Below are 18,540 nucleotides of genomic sequence, written 5' to 3' on the forward strand. Positions count from 1 at the left end.
GATGAACAGCCTTCAAGCAAAACCCGTCTACCTGATCGCCGCTTCGGTGTTCAACCACGCCGGCACCGAGTGCGCCGACTTGCACGGCCCGGTGCAGGCAGCACAACCGCTGGATTTTGCCCCGGACCAGCTGGCGTACCCCGTGAGCGTACCGCGCTTGCCGACCACGGTGTTCGACCGCAAGATTCAACGCAGTGTCGAACCTCAGGGCGCCCGGCTGCTGTACTGCGCCGGGCAGATTGCCGGCCCGTTGAATGACTTGCAGCTGCCTGGCGAGCGGGTGGCGCTGATGGCCGCCATCCCGGAAGTGGACGGCCCCAGTTCCTGCTGGGAGGCCGTGCAGGCCATCGCCGAGCAACCGGATGCGCTGCTCGCGCAACTGTTTGCCTATACCCCGCCGCTGCATGCATTGATGATGCTCAACAGCAGTGTCATGGCCTATGTCGCCGAAGCGTTGCACTGCCATGGTCCAATGGGCGGTTTCTGCTCACAGAGTAATGCCGGGGTCGACGCGCTGATCGAGGCCGTCGAACATATCGCCGAGGGGCGTGCCGATGCAGGGGTCGTGGTCAGCAGTAGCCCGAATCTCTCGCCGGCCCTGTACCTGCGCGACACCACCGAACGCCCTCCTCTCCCGCCCCCGGACGTTTACGGCGAAGGCGCCGCAGCGCTGTTGCTGAGCGCCTGCCCTCCTGCAAACGGTGCACGCGCCCTGCGCATCGCCGGCTTCGCCCGTGGCTACAGCGCCACGCCCGAACGTGCCCACGCCGTGGCGAGCAAGGTCATCCAACAGACATTAATCAGAGAAAAACTGGGGTTGCGCGACGTAGCCCATATTGTCGCCGCACCCGACACGCCATCCCTGGCGCGTCTACTCACAGACACCCAGGCGATTCTCCACAGCTGCCAGCCCATGACCGGCAACCTGGGGGCCAGCGCCCTGCTGACTGAAATTGCCCTGGCCCTTCACGATCAACACGATGGCTACACGCTGCTGCTCAATCACAGCCGTACGGGCCATTGGGGCGCCGTATTACTGGTCAATGACGCCATGGAGAAACAGGCATGAGCCCACCAAGGATTGTGATCACTGGCCTCGGGGCCGTGACCGGTTTCGGTTTCGAATGGCAAACCATGTGGGCGCAGATGCTGCTCGGTGAGCACTGCATCCGCCCCTGGCAGCCCGACGGCGTGGCCGACGGCACCTTCCCGGTGCGCTACGCGGCGCCGGTGGACACCCGCCAACTGCCGGACTACCTGCAAGGCCACCGCGCCTGGCAGACGCCCCTGGAAAAACGCAGCCAGTTGGGTTGGGTGGCGGCCAGCCAAGCCATCAGCGACAGCGGCCTGAGCCCCGCGCAGTTGCGGGATGCCGCCGTGCTGTGTGCCTCCGGCGCACCGGCGCACAAGATCCAGGACATGCTGCTGACCGTCTCCGATGAGCCGAATGCCTCTCCGGCCTGGCGCTACTTGATGGCCAAGGCTGAGCAGGTCGATGCTGCCCACTCGTTGTGCCAAAGCAACGACCGCCTGGCCCGGGTGATCGCCGACGACATCGGTTGCGAAGGCCCGGTGATCAACATCAGCAGCGCCTGTGCCGGGGCGTCCCAGGCCATCGGTAACGCATTCCAGATGATCCGCCGGGGAGAAGTCGACGTCGCTATCGCTGGCGGCGCCGATTCGGTGCTGAGCCTGGACACCATGACCGCGCTTTACCTATTGGGCGCGGCGAGCAGCGAGCAACGCTGGGGCACCGGGCTTTGCCGCCCGTTCGATCGCCATCGCAGCGGCCTGGTTGCCGGTGAGGGCGCAGGCTTTGTGGTGCTCGAAACCCTCGAGCGGGCACTTGCCCGTGGCGCCGTGCCCTATGCCGAAGTGCTGGGTTTCGGCAGCAGCCTGGACGGCTACAAGGTCACCGCGCCCGACCCGCAAGGGCGAGGCGCCGCCCTGGCGATGCAGACCGCCTTGCACGACGCCGGCATCCGCCCTCAACAGGTGGACCTGATCAACGCCCACGGCACCTCCACCCCGCTCAACGATGCCGCCGAAACCCTGGCGATCAAGTCGGTGTTCGCCCAGGGCGAGCACTATCGACGGCTGGCGATCAGCGCCAATAAATCCCAATTCGGCCACTTGATCGCGGCCGCCGGCGCCCCCGAGTTCATCGTCACCGCACTGGCCTGCCAACAGGACAGGATCACCCCGACCCTCAACCTGCACAGTGCCGCCGACGACTGTGACCTGGACTACTGCGCCCATCAGACCGTCAACCGCCGGGTCGATGTGGCGCTCAGCAATTCATTCGGCTTCGGTGGGCTCAATACCTGCCTGGTGCTGGGCAAATACCAGGGGCACGCGCAATGAGCGGCGTACCGACATCCATCGCCATTGCCGGCAGCGGCTGTGTCCTGGCCAGCGGCTGGGGCGTGGACGCCTTCTGGTCGGCGGCCTGTGAGTCGCGCAGCGGGATCAAGCCCTTGCGCTCTTTGCAGTTTCACAGTGAACGGGTCACGGCTTTCGGGCAGATTCACTATGACGATCACCAGCGCAGTCGCCAGGACCTCGCCCAAAATCTGCAACGCTACTGCACGCCCGCCGTCATCTGGGGCGTCAGCGCGGTTCGACAGGCACTGGCCGAAGCCCAACTGACGCCGGGCGCCGACGGCCTGACCTACGGCCTCTATTGCTGCCAGGGTGGCTATACCCATCCATCACTGGCGTCCTACGGCGAGTTGCTCCACGAATGCCGCCAGGGCGAAGGTGCCGACATGCGGCACCTGGCCCGGCGTATCTTGCACGAGCGGGCACAGGACCCGTTCCTGGTGCTCAAGGGCCTGAGCAATATCCTGCTGGGCGTGGTCAGCCTGGCGCTCAAGCTTGAGTGTGAATGCAACGCCTACATGCAAGGGGTCTCCGGCAACCTGGCGGCCTTGCGCGAAGCGTGCGCCGCGTTGCACAGCGGACGAATTGACGTGGCGATCATCGTCGGTGCGGGCAGCGAACTCGATGCGCTGGCACTCAGCGCCCTGGTGCAGGCCGGCACGATCAGCGCCGACGGTTCGGACACCCTGCGCGCTTTCGATGCGCACGGCACCGGCGGTATCGCTGGCGAAGGTGCGGCGGCCCTGGTCCTGCGCCGTCGCGAGGACCTGGGCGATGAACCCCAGGTCTGCCTGCAGACAATGACCGCCGACGCCGCGATCGAGCACTTGAACCTGCCAGACCAGCAAGCCGACGTGCTGGTGTGCAGCGGCACCGGCACGCCCGACAAAGACCGACAGTTGAGCCACACACTGGCCCGAACCGGCGCCGCCCACATCACCAGTGGCGTACCGCTGACCGGCCTGCTGAGTGCGGCGCCCAGCCTGGCGGACCTGATCCTGGCCCGCTGTGCCCTGCTCGCCCAGCGTGTGCCACCGATTGCCGGATTAAGCCAACCCGTGGCCGCGCAGCTGCCGTTTGTGCTGGGGGCTCCCTGCTCGACGCGGCTCGACGATGGCCTGGTGCTCAACCGCGACGACAACGGTTTCAGCGCTTGCTACCAATTGAAGTACAGCGAACAGGCCGACAGCGCCTGACGTGTGTGTACCCCCTCCCTCTTTTAAAGGACATGGCTGTGATGGATTACCGTGATTTTGTTCGCCCCAAGTTTGTCGACCTGCTTCAGGCCCTGGGGCTTGAGTGTGAGTTCAAACGGGCACTGGGCAGCAAATTGTTCTACCGCAACCGCCAGGGTGACGAGGTGACCGTCACCGATTTCCTCGGGGGCTACGGCGCGGCCTTGTTTGGCCATAACGACCCGCAGTTTGTCGAACAGCTCTGCACACTGCTGCGCAATGACGTGCCCTTTAACGCCCAGATGTCGGTCCGCGCCACGGCCGGTACGTTGGGCCGCGCGTTGAGCGAAGCCTTCAATCGTGAATTGAAGAACAACGAAGCGTACATCTCGACCTTTTCCAACAGCGGTGCCGAAGCAGTAGAAATTGCGGTCAAGCACGCCGAGTTTCGCCGCCAGAAAAACCTGCAGCGCCAGTTCGACGAACTGGACTTTACCCTGGCCCAACTGACCTCCAGCGACCGCGCCTACCGCGAAGTGGATGTGGCTGACCTCGACTTGCCGGCAGGCCTGCTGCCTGCCCACCTGACCACGGCCACGGTGCGTCAGGTGGTTGAGGCAGTGCGTCAGCACAACCTCGCCGAGCTGCACGTCGAGCCGGTGTTCATCGCGTTGCGCGGCAGTTTTCACGGCAAGTTGGTCAACACGGTGCAACTGACTTACGGCCGACAGTATCGCCAGCCATTCGCGCGCTTCGGCCTGAACGTGGAGTTCATTGACCCCCAGCAACCCCATCAACTCCAGGAGCTGCCGGCGCGCCACACCCGCCATTGGCTGAACGTGCAATGGTGCGGTGATCAACTGCTGGTCAAGCGTGATGCGTTCAGCGCAATCACCGCCGTATTGATGGAGCCTATCCAGGGCGAAGGCGGCATCATCGAGTTCGCGGCCGATTTTTATAAAGCCCTGCGCCGCCTGTGCAATGAGCAGCAGTGCCCGCTGATCATCGACGAGGTGCAATCCGGTTTCGGTCGTACCGGCACCTTCCTGGCCAGCAGTCATTTCAATCTGCAAGGCGACTACTACTGCCTGTCCAAGGCTCTGGGGGGTGGCTTGATGAAGATTGCGGCCACCGTGATTCGCAGCAGCCACTATGAGAAAGACTTCAGCTATATCCACAGCTCGACCTTCGCCGAAGACGACGCCTCCTGCCATATCGCCCTGGCGGCGCTCAATCGTCTGTTCGCCGATGACCAGGCGATGCTCAAGGATGTGCACACCAAGGGCGAATACCTCAAGGCCTCGCTGCTTGAGTTGAAGGCGGCCTACCCCGGGGTAATCGCCGACGTGCGAGGTCGCGGGCTGTTGCTCGGCATTGAACTGCACGACCAGAGCACCAACAGCTCGCTGGTACAGGCGTCGGCCCAATACAACGATGCCTTGGGTTACCTGATTGCCGGCTACCTGCTGCAATTCGAAGCCCTGCGCGTGGCGCCGTCGGGCAGCAACTCCAATGTGATCCGCCTGGAGCCGCCCGCCTGCATCAGCTTCGCCGAGATCGACGGGCTGATCAAAGCCTTGCAGAAGGTCTGTGACCTGTTGCAACGCGGGGATGCATTCCCGCTGGCCGCCACCATTTGTCACGACTTGATCCCGGCTGTGGCGCCGCGCGACACCGGCTTCCAGGTCACCGCCCATGCCAACGCCCCGCAGGACACCCCCATCGTCGCCCGCGTGGCCTTTATCAATCACTTGATCGATGCCGACATCCTCGGTGACGTCGACCCTTCCCTGGGCCAATTGAGCACCGAGCAAAAACGTGTGTTCATGCAACGCACTGCGCCGGAACGCCGGGCGGCCCCCGTGGGCCCGGTGGTGATCCGCTCGCAATTGGGCATGGCCGTGGAGTTCACGTTGTATCCGCTGTGCATGGACTCCAACGCCATGGCGGACTACATCATCAGTGGCGACCTCGACGTGATTCGCAAAGAAGTCGGCAATCGCATCCTGGATGCCCGCGCCGATGGCTACCGCGTCGCGGGCCTGGGTATGTATACCTCCATCGTGACCAACAACTGCCAGGCCCTGAAAATCCCGGACATGGCGCTGACCTCCGGCAACGCCTTGACCATCGGCATGGGCCTGGAGGCCATCGAGCAAGGCTGCAAGCAGCAAGGGCTGGAGCTGCAGGCGCAGACAGCCGCCGTGGTCGGCGCGGCGGGCAACGTGGCGTCGACCTATGCGTCGCTGCTGTCAGCCACGGTCGACCACTTGATCCTGATCGGCAGCGGCCGCGATGGCTCGGTACGCCGCCTGGAAAAAACCGCTCAACTGATTTACGCCGACGCAGCCCGCTCGATTATCAAGGGCACGGCCACCGAGGATCTGCTGGCGCAGCGCCTGCTCAAAATCGACGGTATCCGTGCACTGCTGCGCGAATACGGCAACAGCACACAACTGGGGTTGCAGGTCTCGCGCCTGGTGCAGGAGCGCCTTGGCGCCAACGCGTTCATTACCGTCACCGATGACCTGCAAGCCCTCAAGCAGGCCCGCATCGTCCTGTGTGCGGCAAACGCGGCGCAGCCGTTTCTCGACGCCGGGCATTTTGCCGAACACAGCGTGATCTGTGACATCGCTGTGCCGTTGAACGTTGATCAGGCGATCAACAGCCAGCGCAGCGACGTGCTGTACATGCACGGCGGCATCGTGCAGACGCCATTCGACGATGGGTTGGCGCCGAATGTGCGGGCCTATCTGAAACAGGGCCAGTTGTATGCCTGCATGGCCGAGTCAGTGCTGATGGGCCTGGCGGGGATCACCCAGCATTACTCCTACGGCGACATCAGCCGCGAGCAAGTGCAGCAGATTCGTGCCTTGGCGGCGATCCATGGCTTTGGCCTGGCGCAGTTCAAGACCCACAACTCACTCTAAGGAACGGCCATGTCTTCTAAAACAGCGGTAGTCACCGGAGGCAGTCGCGGCATCGGCAAAGCGGTCGTCCTGGCACTGGTCGAGGCCGGCTACCAGGTCGCGTTCAACTACGTGCGTGACGAAGCGGCGGCCCTGGCGGTACGTGATGAAGTCGAAAAGCTCGGTGGCGAATGCTTCACGGCGCAGTGCGACATCAGTGACGCCCACAGCATCAAGGTGTTTTTCGAACAGGTTGAACAGCGCTTCGAGCGCATCGACCTGCTGGTCAATAACGCCGGCATCACGCGCGATGGATTGCTGGCGACACTCTCCACCGAGGCCATCTGCGCGGTGATCCAGACCAACCTGATCGGCACTCTGCTCTGCTGCCAGCAGGTGGTGCCCGGCATGATGCGTCAGCGTCAAGGCTGCATCATCAACCTCAGTTCAGTGGCTGCGCAAAAGCCTGGCAAAGGGCAAAGCAGCTACGCCGCCGCCAAGGGCGGTGTGGAGGCTCTGACACGCGCCCTGGCGGTTGAGTTGGCACCGCGCAATATCCGCGTCAACGCGGTCGCACCGGGCATCGTCAGCACCGACATGACCGCCGCCTTGCTCGAAACCCACGAGCAGGAAGTGCAGTCGCGACTGTTGATCAAGCGTTTCGCCGTGCCGAGGGACATTGCCGAAGCCGTGCTGTACCTCGCCGAGCGCGCAACCTATGTGACCGGCGAAGTACTGTCGGTCAATGGCGGGCTGAAAATGCCATGAATACACCCAGAACGTTTTTGATTACCGGCGCCGCCAACGGTATCGGCCGGGCCGTGGCGGAACATTTCGCCAACGACTCGGCCCACCGCCTGATCCTGGTGGACCGTGACGTGGCATCACTGCAGGACTGGGTCGGCGCCGCAACCTTTGCCGCGAGCGTCGAGACCCATGGCGTCGATATCGCCGACCTTGCCAGCGTGCAGGGGTTATTCAACGACCTGTCGGCGCGCATCGGCTTTATCGATGTACTGGTCAACAGCGCCGGGGTCTGCAACGAGAATGAACCAGAGGACCTGGACAATTGGCACAAGGTAATTTCCGTCAATCTGAACGGCACCTTTTATGTCACCTCGTTGTGCCTGCCACTGCTGGCGGATCGCGGCCGCATCATCAACTTGTCGTCGATCCTGGGTCGCATCGGCAAGGTCCGCAACACCGCGTACTGTGCCTCCAAGCACGGCATTATCGGCATGACCAAGGCACTGGCACTGGACCTGGCGCCGCGCCGAATTACCGTGAACGCGATTCTGCCAGCCTGGATCGATACGCCGATGCTGCAGGGCGAACTGGCGACGCAAGCCAGTATTGCCGGGATCAGCCAGGAGCAGATCCTGCGCAATGCCAAGAAAAAACTGCCCTTGCGCCGGTTTATCCAGGCCGACGAAGTCGCCGCCATGGTGCGTTACCTGGTCAGCCCTGAGGCCTCCGGGGTCACGGCCCAGAGCCTGATGATCGATGGCGGCGCCGGGTTGGGGATGTAGTCATGAGCACAGCATTGTTCACGCGCAGCCTGTTGCTCGGCCTGGTATCGCTGGCGCCGCGACTGGCCGGTGCAGACCTGTTGCCCGCCCATGCCGATGCGGAAGTAGGACTGGCCAGTGCCTTGCGCCTGCACGGCGACGATCCTGTCACCCAGAAGGCGGTGTATTTCAAGGCCAACCTGGAAGACAACTGGGACAGCGGCTACTACAAGGCCAAGGGCCGGGTGCGCTACGACGCGCGCTATGACGGGCATAACCCTTACAGCCAGGAGGCACGGGATGACTACCGCTTCAGTGCCGACTGGCGACACCTCTACTGGGGCCATTACCTGGGCGACGGTGAAGTCACCGTAGGTTGGCAGCAAGTGGTCTGGGGCCGCGCCGACGAGCTGCGGGTGCTGGATCAGGTCAACCCCATCGACTATCGCGAAGGGGTCACGGCCTTGCTTGAAGACAGCCGCATCGCCGTGCCGATGGTGCGCCTGACCCAGCCCGTGGGCGAGTGGGAAGTGGAAGCCTTGTGGATCACCGACTTCCTGAAAAACCAGGCACCGGCCCAGGGTAGCGAGTTCGACGCACCGTTGTTCGCAGTCCCGGACCCGGACCTGTTCGTGATCGATTCGAAGCCGGACTACAGCGGGCAGAAAGGGTTTTCCTATGGCATGAGCGCCAACGGCAGGATCGGCTCGGTGGACGCCAGTTTTGTCGCCCTCAACGCCCGCCAGCAGGACCCGGTGTATGCGGTCGAAGGCATCGCCGACGATCAGCGCGTGCTCCTGGAGCGCCAGTTCCCACGTTACAGCATGGGCGGCGCCGGCCTGGCGATCGATGCCGGCCACAGCTTTGTGGTGCGCAGCGAGGTGGCCTACTTCGATCGCTGGCACGTCACCAACCCCTACCGCACCCACGGCAGCAGCCAGAGCCCGATGGTCAAGTCATTGCTGGGGGTCGACTACCTGCTGCGCAACTGGCTGATTTCCGTGCAATGGCAGGAGCAGCAGTTGCTGGACTGGCAAATGGGCATGGTGCAGGACAAACGCCAGCCGTTGTTCACCCTGTCCGCCGAGGGCAATCACCTGCGTGACCGCCTCAAGTCCCGCCTGGTCCTGGCCATGTCACCGCCGGCCAAAGACGACGCTTTGCTGCAAGGCATCTTCACCTACACCCCAGTGGACTGGCTGAAGTTGGGCCTGGAGGTGGATGTATTTTTTGGCAAGGAAGACCGCACTTTTGGCCAGTACCGCCAACGCGATCAACTGCGCGTGTCCGCCGGCTACCTGTTCTGAGCCCGAACTGATCTCAATAAAAACCTCTTCAAGAAAAGGAAATTCTATGTTGCCGCCCCTCAAGGCCTTGACCGCCAGCCTCCTGATGCTGACCAGCATGGGGGCATTGGCCGCCCCGAACGCCGACGACATCATTCGTCAGGCCCGTGACCGCAATGACGGCAAGAGTTTTATGTCGCAGGTGTCGTTGATCCTGCTCGACAAGCAAGGCAATAGCCGGGTGCGGGAGTTCAGCTACCTGCAAAAGGATTACCCGGACAGTGACAAGTTCACCATGTACTTCTCGGCGCCCAACGATGTGCGCAACGTCGCCTTCCACATCGAGAACCCCCACGAAGCACTGAATGCCGAGGACAGCCAGTGGATGTACCTGCCGGTCAGCCGACAGACCCGGCGGATCTCGACCACCGATAAGCGTGGCGCATTTATGGGCAGCGATTACTCCTACGCGGATTTGGACAAGATCCGTGCCGAAGACTACCGCCAAACACTGGTGGGCGAGGAGACCATGGGCGGGCGCGAGTGCTACGTCATCGAGCGCACGCCGGTGTCTGCGCAGATTCTCGCCAAGACAGGCTACAACCAGCTCAAGGTGTGGATCGACAAGCAAAACAACCTGGTCATGCGTCAGGACTTCTTCGACGTCAAAGGCGTGATGTTCAAGCAGATGCGTACGCTGAAAGTCGAGACGGTCGATCAAATCGACAGCATCACCCTCAGCGAAACCGAAGACTTCATCGCCGGCACGCGCTCCCAACTGCGGTTCAACCAGTTGCAGTACAACGTCGAACTGGACGATTGGCTGTTCAACCAGACCGCAATCAAACGCGGCCTGAAAACCGGCGACCTGCCTGAATTTACCGTATCCGCCCGCTGAATACTGCGCCTGCCTTTCGTGGAACCGATTGAACTATGGAACGATACCTGAACTTCGTTGAGCGCTATGCGCGCACGATTGTATTTGTGCTGGTGGCGATCACGGCCTACTTCACCTATACCCTCGGCTCGCTGATGTCGGACACCAACCCCTACTTGCTCAAGGAAAGCCACCCGGCGCGCAAAACCATTATCGACCTGCAGCACGAGTTCACCGGCACCTATGACTCGGTCATGGTGGCCCAGAGCAATGCGCACAGCGTGTTTAACACGCAGTCGCTCAACGCGCAGTTCGAAATCTCCCAGGCCCTTCGCCGGCTGATGCTGGCCAATGCCGACGATGAAGTCGAGTTGCGCCGTGTTGTCGGCCAGCATGAAAACGACAGCCGCGCCCAACTGTTGGCCAGCGATATCCTCGGCGGCGGGTTTAACCAAAACGACTATGCCCAAGCCAAGGCCCTGCGCGATCACGCCCGCGGCCAGGGCTGGGCAGAACGAGACCAGCAGTTTCTGACGTTCCTGGCGGAACGGATTAACCCCATCCAGGAAATGGCCTCGATGGCCGACCTGGAAAACATCAGCCTGAGCGCCGATGGCGAACTGTGGATTCACAAGACCCTGCACGGCCTGGACATGGACCCGCAGGTCGTCGAAGCGCAGATCATGGGCAACGAGCAAATGGTCGGCGGGGTGGTCTCCCCTGACAAGAAAGTCGCGGTGGTGGTGGCCGAACTGGGCACCAAGCAGGACGACGCCCAGGCGCAACTGCGGGCGTACCAGCAGGTGCGCCAGATCGTCGCGGACTATCAGAGCAAACATCCGCAATTCACCGATGAAGTGTTTATTGCCGGGACGCCGATCTTCATCGCTGCCCAACAAGAGATCATCGATCACGACCTGGCGCTGCTGTTTCCTATCGTGTTCCTGCTTGTGACTTCCATGCTGGTGTTTTTCTTTCGCAAGCCGCTGGGTGTGTTCCTGCCGCTGTTTAATATTCTCTTCTGCACGATCTGGACGCTGGGGCTGATGGCCTTGTTAAAAGTGCCCATCGACCTGCTCACCAGTGTGCTGCCGGTATTTTTGTTCACCATCTGCTGCGCTGACGCGATACATGTGATGGCTGAGTACTATGAGCAACTCAATGCCGGCAAGACGTACCGCGAGGCCAACCGCGAAACCATGCGCCGCATGGTGGTTCCGGTGGTGCTGACCACCGTGACCACCATCGCCACCTTTATGATCTCCACCACCAACAACATCGTCAGTATCCGGAATTTCGGGGTGTTCATGTCCATCGGGCTGACGGCCGCCCTGATCATCTCGCTGCTGTTGATTCCGGCGTGGATTTCCATCTGGGGCAAAGATCAGCCGCCGCGTAAAACCGTGCACAAAGAGTCGATCATCTCGCGCTACCTGGTGGCTTTTTGTGCCCGTCTGATCCGCTGGCGCAAACCGGTGCTGCTGGTCAGCTTGCCGTTGCTGGCGCTGATGACGGTGTTTACCTTCATGGTCGATATCGAAGACTCGGGCATCGCCTACTTCAAGAAAGACAGCCCGGTGCGCGTGTCCGATGAGTTCATCAACCGCTCCCGGATCGCGGGCACGTCCCCCGGCTGGATTGCGTTCGACACCAAGACCCCGCGTGGCGCGTTGACCACGGAGACCGTGCAGTTCCTCGACAAGCTCGATCATTTTCTCAAGTCTCAGCCAAACGTCAGTTACACCTATTCGGTGGCGGCTTACGTCAAGCGCATGAACCTGGTGCTCAATGATATGAACCCTGAGTACCTGCGGGTCCCACAGGCCCTGGAGCAGGTGACATCGGTCAACGATGAGGGGCAGGCGGAAACCTTTGAGGTCGACGGTAACTCGCTCATCGAGCAACACATCATGATGTTCGAGAACGGCGGTGGTTCAGACTTGCAGAACGTACTGAATGCCGACTACTCCAAGGCCTTGACGCTCTACACCATGACCTCTTCGGTGGCCAGCGACTACAAGGCCATGCTCGATCGCCTGGACGCCTGGCTGCTGGTAAACAAGCCGGCCAATCTGCAGGTTACCCATGCCGGTACGCCAAAAATATGGACCGGCATATTGGCCGAGATTACCCAGGGCCAGGTCCTGAGCTTCTCGCTCGCGCTGCTGGTGGTCACGCTGATGATGATGTTCTGGCTGAAGTCCGTCCGGCTGGGCATTCTGGGCATGCTGACACTGCTGACCACGTCGGTGACGGTGTATGGCTTTATGTACCTGTTGGACATCGAGTTGAATATCGGCACGACACTGGTGACGTTCCTGGTCGTGGGCGTGGTGGATTACGCGGTGCACCTGCTGTCGCGCATCAAGCTGCTGGTTCAGCAAGGTATCCACGTGGACGAGGCGATCCTGACGGCGATGCACAGTGTCGGGCGTTCGACAGTGGTCAACGTGGTGATTTTCTCGGTGGGCTTCCTTGCCCTGCTGTTTTCCGCCTACAAGCCGGTCATTGACTTGGGAACACTGGTAGCGCTGGCCCTCTTCTCCAGCGGCGTCATGACCATCCTGTTAGTGACCTTGATATCTCCGTGGTTCTTTGCAGCCATTGTGCCCGAGCAGCGGACTGATGAACGCGAGTACCCAGAACGCGAGGGCGCCTTGAGCTAGAGGCTGGAACGGACGACGCCGGCCATAGCCATTGAGTAACCAGGGGTTGCCGGCGTTTCCGAACAGCACACAACGCTTCATGAGGTCATGCAGCACGTTCGTTCAGGCCGTTTTGGAAAGATGTTCAAACTGGCATTGATACTGGGCGTCCTTGAGGCTGCTCTCGAACTGTTCAAGGCCGTCGTAGATACTTTGCAAGCCTTCGATCTGGTTTTTCAGTTCCAGCTTTTTATCCGCAATCGCCTGGTTGGCCAAATCCCACGGCAGCTCCTGGCCCCGGTGATCCTGAAGGATCGCCTGCATTTCCTTGAGCTTGAAGCCCAACTGCTGAGCGCATTTTATAAACGTCAGCAGCTCAACGCTTTGCTGGCTATAGACCCGATACTTCCCTTCGCGCACCGGCGGCGGCAGCAAACCAATGTCTTCATAGTGGCGGATCGTCTTGACTGTCGTGCCCGACAACTGGGCAGCTTTGCCGATATACATGTAAAAGTCCTTTTTTATGGCGCAGAAGAGGCGCGTACTTTGGCGCGCCGCATCTTCACACATGTCTACGGGGTCGGAAACCCGAAGGTGGCAAAAGGCAGTGTACTTGGCAGGGATAAAGCCGGCATCGCCTGCTGCAAGGCGATGCTGTGCAACGGCTATGTCAGCGGCAAGCGATAGCCTGGGCTTGCTTGAGCCAGGCTTCGCGCTGGGAGTCGCCGGAACCGAGGATCGGCCCGAACGTAAGGGTCTTCAATGGTTTGATGCCGCAGAACTCCAGGGTGGTCTTGCGCATCTGGTGCAGGCCCGGCATGCGGTAGACCCACTTGTAGTACCACGGCGGGGTATCCATCGTGACCAGCAGGTGAGCCGTGCGCCCCTTCAAAAGCTTGTCGGGAAAGGCTTTGCCTTCGCGGTACTTGAAGGCAAATCCGGGAAGGAATATCCGATCGAAGAAGCCTTTCATCAGGGCCGGAATTCCGCCCCACCAGATGGGATAGACAAACGCCAGGTGCTCAGCCCAGGTGATATCGGCCTGGGCCTTGAGCAGATCGGGCTCCAGCAACTGAACCTGTTTGTAGCCATCGTGCAGCACTGGATCAAACCGCAGTGTATCGAGGCGTAACAGACGCACATCGTGCCCGGCCTCCGTGGCCGCCTTCACATAGGTGTCGGTCAATGCCCCACAGAAACTGTCGGTTGAGGGGTGCCCCAGAATCACCAGTACTCGCTTGCTCATCATCACTTCATCCTGAAAAGTCGAGCAGGCAGGATAGGGTGTGCCCGTAACAGGAGAGTCAACAGGGAGGTTTGCCAAATGCTGGTATAGCTTGGGTGCATTGCGCACCGGCAGGTAAGCACCAAATCGCGGGCAAAAAAAAACCCGGAAATCCTCACTTGCGTGGGCCTTCCGGATTTTCTAAACCGCCAAAAATGGTGGGTCGTGTGGGATTCGAACCTACGACCAATTGGTTAAAAGCCAACTGCTCTACCAACTGAGCTAACGACCCGCTGTGTGGTGGCGCGTATAATACTGATTTCTAAGGATTATTCAACACCTTATTTGAAATAAATCAGAAATAACGCGTCGGGTCCGTAATTCCGGCCATTTGGAAGCCCTCTGCACGCAGTCGGCAGCTGTCGCACTTCCCACAGGCACGGCCGTCATCGTCTGCCTGATAGCAGGAAACTGTCAGCGCGTAATCGACACCAAGTCCTACGCCAACCTTAACGATAGCGGCCTTGCTCAGGTTTTGCAGCGGTGCCTGGATCCGGAAACCCTGCCCTTCTACCCCGGCTTTTGTCGCCAAATTGGCCATACGTTCGAACGACTCGACGTATTCGGGGCGGCAGTCCGGGTAGCCGTTGTAATCAAGCGCGTTAACCCCGATGAAGATGTCCCGGGCATTCAGAACCTCCGCCCAGCCCAGGGCCAGGGACAGGAACACCGTATTGCGTGCCGGTACGTAGGTGACCGGGATGCCTTGGGTGGGGCTCTCAGGGACGTCGATAGTGCTGTCGGTCAAGGCCGAGCCCCCCATGCCGTCGAGGTTCAGGCCAATCACCTTGTGTTCGACCACGCCCAGGTCTCGGGCCACACGGGCGGCGGCCTCCAACTCGGCACGGTGGCGCTGACCGTAGTCGAAGCTCATGGTGTAACAGCTGTAGCCTTCGGCGCGAACCATGGCCACTAACGTCGCGGAGTCGAGGCCACCGGACAGCAGGATGACCGCGCGCTTTTGATCAGTCATCTCAGCGCCCCGGTTCGTCGTTCCACAGGTATTTATGCAGCTGCAATTGCAGGCGTACGGGCAGGTTATCGGCAACCACCCAGTCGGCCAGATCGCGCGCGTTCAGGTCGTGGTGGCTGGGAGAGAACAACACCTCACCGGCACGGCGGTCAAGGCCGTACTGGATCAGCTTGGAGTTGGCCCAGTCATAGTCTTCACGGGAACAAATCACGAACTTGACCTGATCGTTGGGCGTCAGCAGTTCGATGTTCTCGTAGCGGTTGCGATGCACTTCCTTGGAGCCCGGCGTCTTGAGGTCAACCACTCGGCTGACACGCGGGTCTACAGCGGAAATATCCAGGGCCCCGCTGGTTTCCAGGGAGACCTCGTAACCGGCATCACACAGCTGTTTGAGCAAGGGGATGGCGTTGGGCTGGGCCAGGGGCTCGCCACCCGTTACACAAACGTAGCGGGGCCGGTAGCTGGCAACCTGCTCCAGGATGTCTTCGAGGGTGCGCACGGTGCCGCCACTGAAGGCGTAGGCGCTGTCACAGTATTGGCAACGCAAGGGGCAACCGGTCAGGCGCACAAAAACCGTGGGCAGGCCAGCGGTTCGCGTTTCACCCTGTAACGAGTAAAAAACTTCGGTGATGCGTAATGTGTCTTGCATAGTCGCCACGGGCGTAACAGCTAAACAGGCTGTCCGCCTCCGTCAGGCACTTCAAGGAACCCCGCCAACGCGTAGGCCCCAGGAAGCGTGTGTCATAAAAGGGCGTGGATTCTAACGAAAAAACCCGCGCCAGGCGCGGGTTTCTTCTAAACGGCTGCATCGCTTACAAGCGTTGCAGATCCCGTTGGGCCAACTGTGCAGCGGAGGTACCCGGATACTGGGCTACGACCTGCTGCAGAATGCCTTTGACCTTGTCGGTATGACCCAGGCGGCGTTCTACGTCAGCGAGTTTATACAGCGAGTCGGGCACCTTGGCGTGCTTGGGGTACAGTTGACTGACCTTGGCAAATGCCTGGCCCGCCCCCTGCAGATCACCCTTTGCCAGATTCACCTCGCCCAACCAGTATTGGGCATTGCCCGCGTACTGGCTGTTTGGGTAGCGGCCCAGGAAAGCGGTAAAGGCTTTGCTGGCCTTATCGAAATCCTTGGCCTTGATCAGGTCGAAGGCTGCATCGTAATACAGCTTTTCTTTCGCCGGATCACCCGGTTCACTGCTGGCGGCAGGGGCTTGGCTCGCAGCGGCGGCCCCTGCTGCTGCACCACCGATAGCCGCGCTGGGCGCGCCACCGGCAGAAGAATTATCAGGAGTAGCGGCAGGTGTAACACCGGCTCCTATACGTCGATCAAGATCCTGGTAACGCTCCAGGCCTTCCTGCTTCAGCTGACGCACCTCATTTTGCAGAACTTCAATGGTGCCTTGTTGCTGCGCCAATTGATCCTGCATGCGTTGCAGCTGGTTGAACAGTTCGCCCTGTGCCGAAGGAGCGGACGTAGCCGCCCCCCCAGCATAGGCGCCGTTCGTGCCATAACCCGCTGGCGGATAGCTGCTCCCGCTATTGTTATAGCCAGAGTTGCTATCTTCCACAGGAACCGCAGCCCACACCGCAAGCGGGGCGAGGCTGAGAGCCAATACAGTTAGAGCACGACGGCACGTTCGCATGACGAATTACTTACGCAGTTCGACGCGACGGTTTTGAGCCCAGGACTGCTCGTCGTGGCCAGTAGCAACTGGACGCTCTTTACCGTAGGAAACCAGTTCCAGTTGGCCTGGAGCAACACCTTGCAGTACCAGGTAGCGCTGAACGGCTTTCGCACGACGCTCGCCCAGTGCCATGTTGTACTCACGAGTACCACGTTCGTCAGTGTTACCTTCCAGAACAACGCGAGCGCCGTTAGCTTTCAGGTCCTTCGCGTGAACGTCCAGAGCGCGCATGGCTTCTGGCTTCAGGTCCGAACTGTCGTATTCGAAGTAGAAAGTGGTGATAGCGCGCAGAGCAGCTTCTTCGCTCAGGGAGCCGTCAACTGCACCAGTGTTAGCGCCGTAACCAGCGTTTGGATCAACAGCTGCGCCTTCACCGGCATTGTCGCCGCCTTTAGACGAGCAACCAACGGCTACGGACAGAGCCAGAGCCAGAGCAGCAAACTTACCAAACTTCAGCATTTCCATCGTGAAACTCCTAATGAACCCCAGTGTGTTAAGTACTTCTTTTTGTAGCGCCGCGTCAGTTCAGGTAAGGGGACCAGGACGGTTCTCTGACTTCGCCTTGTGCGGTAGGAAGCGGGAGCCTTACGCGTCCATTAATGGACACGAGCATCAAGACTCCCCGGCCCTGCTGGCGGGTGGCGTAGATTACCATGGTGCCGTTGGGCGCAACAGTAGCTGACTCATCAAGGTTGGTATCTGTGAGGATTTTTACCGTTCCACGCTGCAAATCCTGGGCCGCAACCCGGAAATTAGTGAAACCATCCTGACGGTGAATCATCACCAACGTCTTTTCATCAGCCGAAAGCTTAGGATTGGCGTTGTAGTTACCGATAAAGGTCACGCGTTCCGCCCCCCCGCCGCCAACGCTCGTCTTGTAGATCTGTGGCTTGCCGCCGCGGTCCGAGGTGAAGTAGATGGTCGAACCATCCTTGCCCCAGAACGGTTCGGTGTTGATACCAGGACCGCTGGTCACGCGGCTGATCTGGCGCGAAGCCATGTTCATCACGTAGATGTCCGGGTTGCCGTCCTTGGACAGTACGAATGCCAGGCGCGAACCATCCGGCGACCAGGCCGGTGCACCGTTGAGGCCTTCGAAGTTGGTGATCTGCTCACGACGGCCAGTATCGATGTGCTGGACGAAGATACGCGGACGCTTCTGTTCGAAAGACACGTAGGCAATACGCTTGCCGTCCGGCGCGAAGCGCGGCGACAGGATTGGCTCACGGGACTGCAGCAAGGTCACTGCCCGCGCACCGTCGTAGTCCGAACGCTGCAGGGTGTAGCGAGTGTTGTCTACGGAGAAACGCTCGGCCGTTACATAAAGCAGGCGTGTCGAGAACGCACCCTTGATACCGGTGAGCTTTTCAAACGACTGGTCCGAGATGTAGTGGGCCATGTCGCGCAGTTGTTCGGCGGTACCCGATACGCTGCCGGTCAGGACCTGCTGCTCGGTGGCCACGTTGAACAAGGTGTACTGGATCTGCAGGCGACCGCCGGCCGGCGTGATGCTGCCGACCATCAGGTACTGCGCGCCCACCGCTTTCCAATCACGGAAGATGACTTCGCTGGCCTGGGTCGGCTGGCTGATCATGTTGCCTTTCGGAATCGGTGCGTAGTAACCGGAGTTGCGCAGGTCGTCGCTGACGATCTGGGCCATGTCGTCCGGCAGCACGCTGCCGCCCTGCCAGCCAAACGGCACTACCGCGATCGGGGTGGCCCGATCGCTGCCGCTGGTGACCAGGATGTTCTTTTCATCCGCCGCCGCTATCCCTGCCATACAGCAAATAACGACAAGCATTCCTCGAA

General features: G+C 60.7%; 16 protein-coding genes and 1 tRNA gene. 9 read left to right on the top strand and 8 right to left on the bottom strand.

Features of this window, described 5'->3' with window-relative positions:
* Position 1 precedes the first annotated feature (1 nt).
* From AC07OP_RS08020 to AC07OP_RS08060, 9 genes are read left to right on the top strand one after another with little or no spacing between them, the layout of a single operon-like run.
* On the top strand, positions 2-1,069 hold the full coding sequence (locus AC07OP_RS08020; RefSeq protein ID WP_495100526.1) for a beta-ketoacyl synthase: 1,068 nt from the start codon (positions 2-4) through the stop codon (positions 1,067-1,069).
* Complete coding sequence (locus AC07OP_RS08025; RefSeq protein WP_495100525.1) at positions 1,066-2,364, top strand: beta-ketoacyl-[acyl-carrier-protein] synthase family protein; 1,299 nt, start codon at positions 1,066-1,068, stop codon at positions 2,362-2,364. The genes AC07OP_RS08020 and AC07OP_RS08025 overlap by 4 nt, the downstream gene beginning before the upstream one ends.
* On the top strand, positions 2,361-3,578 hold the full coding sequence (locus AC07OP_RS08030; protein WP_495100524.1) for a beta-ketoacyl synthase N-terminal-like domain-containing protein: 1,218 nt from the start codon (positions 2,361-2,363) through the stop codon (positions 3,576-3,578). The genes AC07OP_RS08025 and AC07OP_RS08030 overlap by 4 nt, the downstream gene beginning before the upstream one ends.
* Before the next feature lie 41 nt (positions 3,579-3,619).
* Positions 3,620-6,487: an aminotransferase class III-fold pyridoxal phosphate-dependent enzyme gene (locus tag AC07OP_RS08035; RefSeq protein WP_495100523.1), complete on the top strand. Its 2,868-nt coding sequence runs from the start codon at positions 3,620-3,622 to the stop codon at positions 6,485-6,487.
* Between the two features lie 9 nt (positions 6,488-6,496).
* Positions 6,497-7,234, top strand: coding sequence for a 3-oxoacyl-ACP reductase family protein (locus AC07OP_RS08040; protein WP_495100522.1), 738 nt, complete (start codon positions 6,497-6,499; stop codon positions 7,232-7,234).
* A complete protein-coding gene (locus AC07OP_RS08045; protein WP_495100521.1) occupies positions 7,231-7,995 on the top strand; it encodes an SDR family NAD(P)-dependent oxidoreductase in 765 nt (254 codons plus the stop codon). The genes AC07OP_RS08040 and AC07OP_RS08045 overlap by 4 nt, the downstream gene beginning before the upstream one ends.
* 2 nt (positions 7,996-7,997) lie before the next feature.
* On the top strand, positions 7,998-9,281 hold the full coding sequence (locus AC07OP_RS08050) for a DUF1302 family protein (protein ID WP_115487169.1): 1,284 nt from the start codon (positions 7,998-8,000) through the stop codon (positions 9,279-9,281).
* A 46-nt stretch (positions 9,282-9,327) separates the two neighbouring features.
* A complete protein-coding gene (locus AC07OP_RS08055) occupies positions 9,328-10,158 on the top strand; it encodes an outer membrane lipoprotein-sorting protein (protein ID WP_115487170.1) in 831 nt (276 codons plus the stop codon).
* A gap of 35 nt (positions 10,159-10,193) precedes the next feature.
* Entirely contained in the window at positions 10,194-12,803 is a 2,610-nt protein-coding gene (locus AC07OP_RS08060; protein WP_495100520.1) for an efflux RND transporter permease subunit, read from the top strand.
* 102 nt (positions 12,804-12,905) lie between these two features.
* Here the strand turns inward: AC07OP_RS08060 and AC07OP_RS08065 are convergent, their stop codons facing one another.
* The 8 genes from AC07OP_RS08065 to tolB form a co-directional block, all read right to left on the bottom strand.
* Positions 12,906-13,289, bottom strand: a complete 384-nt coding sequence (locus AC07OP_RS08065; RefSeq protein WP_074847541.1) for a MerR family transcriptional regulator — start codon at positions 13,287-13,289, stop codon at positions 12,906-12,908.
* 163 nt (positions 13,290-13,452) lie between these two features.
* A complete protein-coding gene (locus tag AC07OP_RS08070) occupies positions 13,453-14,031 on the bottom strand; it encodes an NAD(P)H-dependent oxidoreductase (protein WP_495100519.1) in 579 nt (192 codons plus the stop codon).
* 192 nt (positions 14,032-14,223) lie between these two features.
* Positions 14,224-14,299: transfer RNA gene (locus tag AC07OP_RS08075), tRNA-Lys, on the bottom strand.
* Positions 14,300-14,362: 63 nt separating this feature from the next.
* Complete coding sequence (queC, locus tag AC07OP_RS08080; RefSeq protein ID WP_495100518.1) at positions 14,363-15,040, bottom strand: 7-cyano-7-deazaguanine synthase QueC; 678 nt, start codon at positions 15,038-15,040, stop codon at positions 14,363-14,365.
* 1 nt (position 15,041) lies between these two features.
* Positions 15,042-15,689, bottom strand: a complete 648-nt coding sequence (gene queE, locus AC07OP_RS08085; protein ID WP_090400561.1) for a 7-carboxy-7-deazaguanine synthase QueE — start codon at positions 15,687-15,689, stop codon at positions 15,042-15,044.
* Positions 15,690-15,852: 163 nt separating this feature from the next.
* Positions 15,853-16,689 (bottom strand): tol-pal system protein YbgF, encoded by an 837-nt coding sequence (gene ybgF / locus AC07OP_RS08090; protein WP_027605544.1) that lies wholly within the window; start codon positions 16,687-16,689, stop codon positions 15,853-15,855.
* 6 nt (positions 16,690-16,695) lie between these two features.
* On the bottom strand, positions 16,696-17,196 hold the full coding sequence (gene pal, locus AC07OP_RS08095) for a peptidoglycan-associated lipoprotein Pal (RefSeq protein WP_003209827.1): 501 nt from the start codon (positions 17,194-17,196) through the stop codon (positions 16,696-16,698).
* A 55-nt stretch (positions 17,197-17,251) separates the two neighbouring features.
* On the bottom strand, positions 17,252-18,532 hold the full coding sequence (gene tolB / locus AC07OP_RS08100; protein WP_043293513.1) for a Tol-Pal system beta propeller repeat protein TolB: 1,281 nt from the start codon (positions 18,530-18,532) through the stop codon (positions 17,252-17,254).
* Between the last annotated feature and the right edge of the window lie 8 nt (positions 18,533-18,540).

Source organism: Pseudomonas sp. GW821-FHT09D08, assembly GCF_059416305.1.

Bases quoted from the DNA above. Each gene is read 5' to 3' on its own strand.
- AC07OP_RS08020 (WP_495100526.1), top strand. From the start codon at position 2: ATGAACAGCCTTCAAGCAAAACCCGTCTACCTGATCGCCGCTTCGGTG.
- AC07OP_RS08025 (WP_495100525.1), top strand. From the start codon at position 1,066: ATGAGCCCACCAAGGATTGTGATCACTGGCCTCGGGGCCGTGACCGGT.
- AC07OP_RS08030 (WP_495100524.1), top strand. From the start codon at position 2,361: ATGAGCGGCGTACCGACATCCATCGCCATTGCCGGCAGCGGCTGTGTC.
- AC07OP_RS08035 (WP_495100523.1), top strand. From the start codon at position 3,620: ATGGATTACCGTGATTTTGTTCGCCCCAAGTTTGTCGACCTGCTTCAG.
- AC07OP_RS08040 (WP_495100522.1), top strand. From the start codon at position 6,497: ATGTCTTCTAAAACAGCGGTAGTCACCGGAGGCAGTCGCGGCATCGGC.
- AC07OP_RS08045 (WP_495100521.1), top strand. From the start codon at position 7,231: ATGAATACACCCAGAACGTTTTTGATTACCGGCGCCGCCAACGGTATC.
- AC07OP_RS08050 (WP_115487169.1), top strand. From the start codon at position 7,998: ATGAGCACAGCATTGTTCACGCGCAGCCTGTTGCTCGGCCTGGTATCG.
- AC07OP_RS08055 (WP_115487170.1), top strand. From the start codon at position 9,328: ATGTTGCCGCCCCTCAAGGCCTTGACCGCCAGCCTCCTGATGCTGACC.
- AC07OP_RS08060 (WP_495100520.1), top strand. From the start codon at position 10,194: ATGGAACGATACCTGAACTTCGTTGAGCGCTATGCGCGCACGATTGTA.
- AC07OP_RS08065 (WP_074847541.1), bottom strand. From the start codon at position 13,289: ATGTATATCGGCAAAGCTGCCCAGTTGTCGGGCACGACAGTCAAGACG.
- AC07OP_RS08070 (WP_495100519.1), bottom strand. From the start codon at position 14,031: ATGATGAGCAAGCGAGTACTGGTGATTCTGGGGCACCCCTCAACCGAC.
- queC (WP_495100518.1), bottom strand. From the start codon at position 15,040: ATGACTGATCAAAAGCGCGCGGTCATCCTGCTGTCCGGTGGCCTCGAC.
- queE (WP_090400561.1), bottom strand. From the start codon at position 15,689: ATGCAAGACACATTACGCATCACCGAAGTTTTTTACTCGTTACAGGGT.
- ybgF (WP_027605544.1), bottom strand. From the start codon at position 16,689: ATGCGAACGTGCCGTCGTGCTCTAACTGTATTGGCTCTCAGCCTCGCC.
- pal (WP_003209827.1), bottom strand. From the start codon at position 17,196: ATGGAAATGCTGAAGTTTGGTAAGTTTGCTGCTCTGGCTCTGGCTCTG.
- tolB (WP_043293513.1), bottom strand. From the start codon at position 18,532: ATGCTTGTCGTTATTTGCTGTATGGCAGGGATAGCGGCGGCGGATGAA.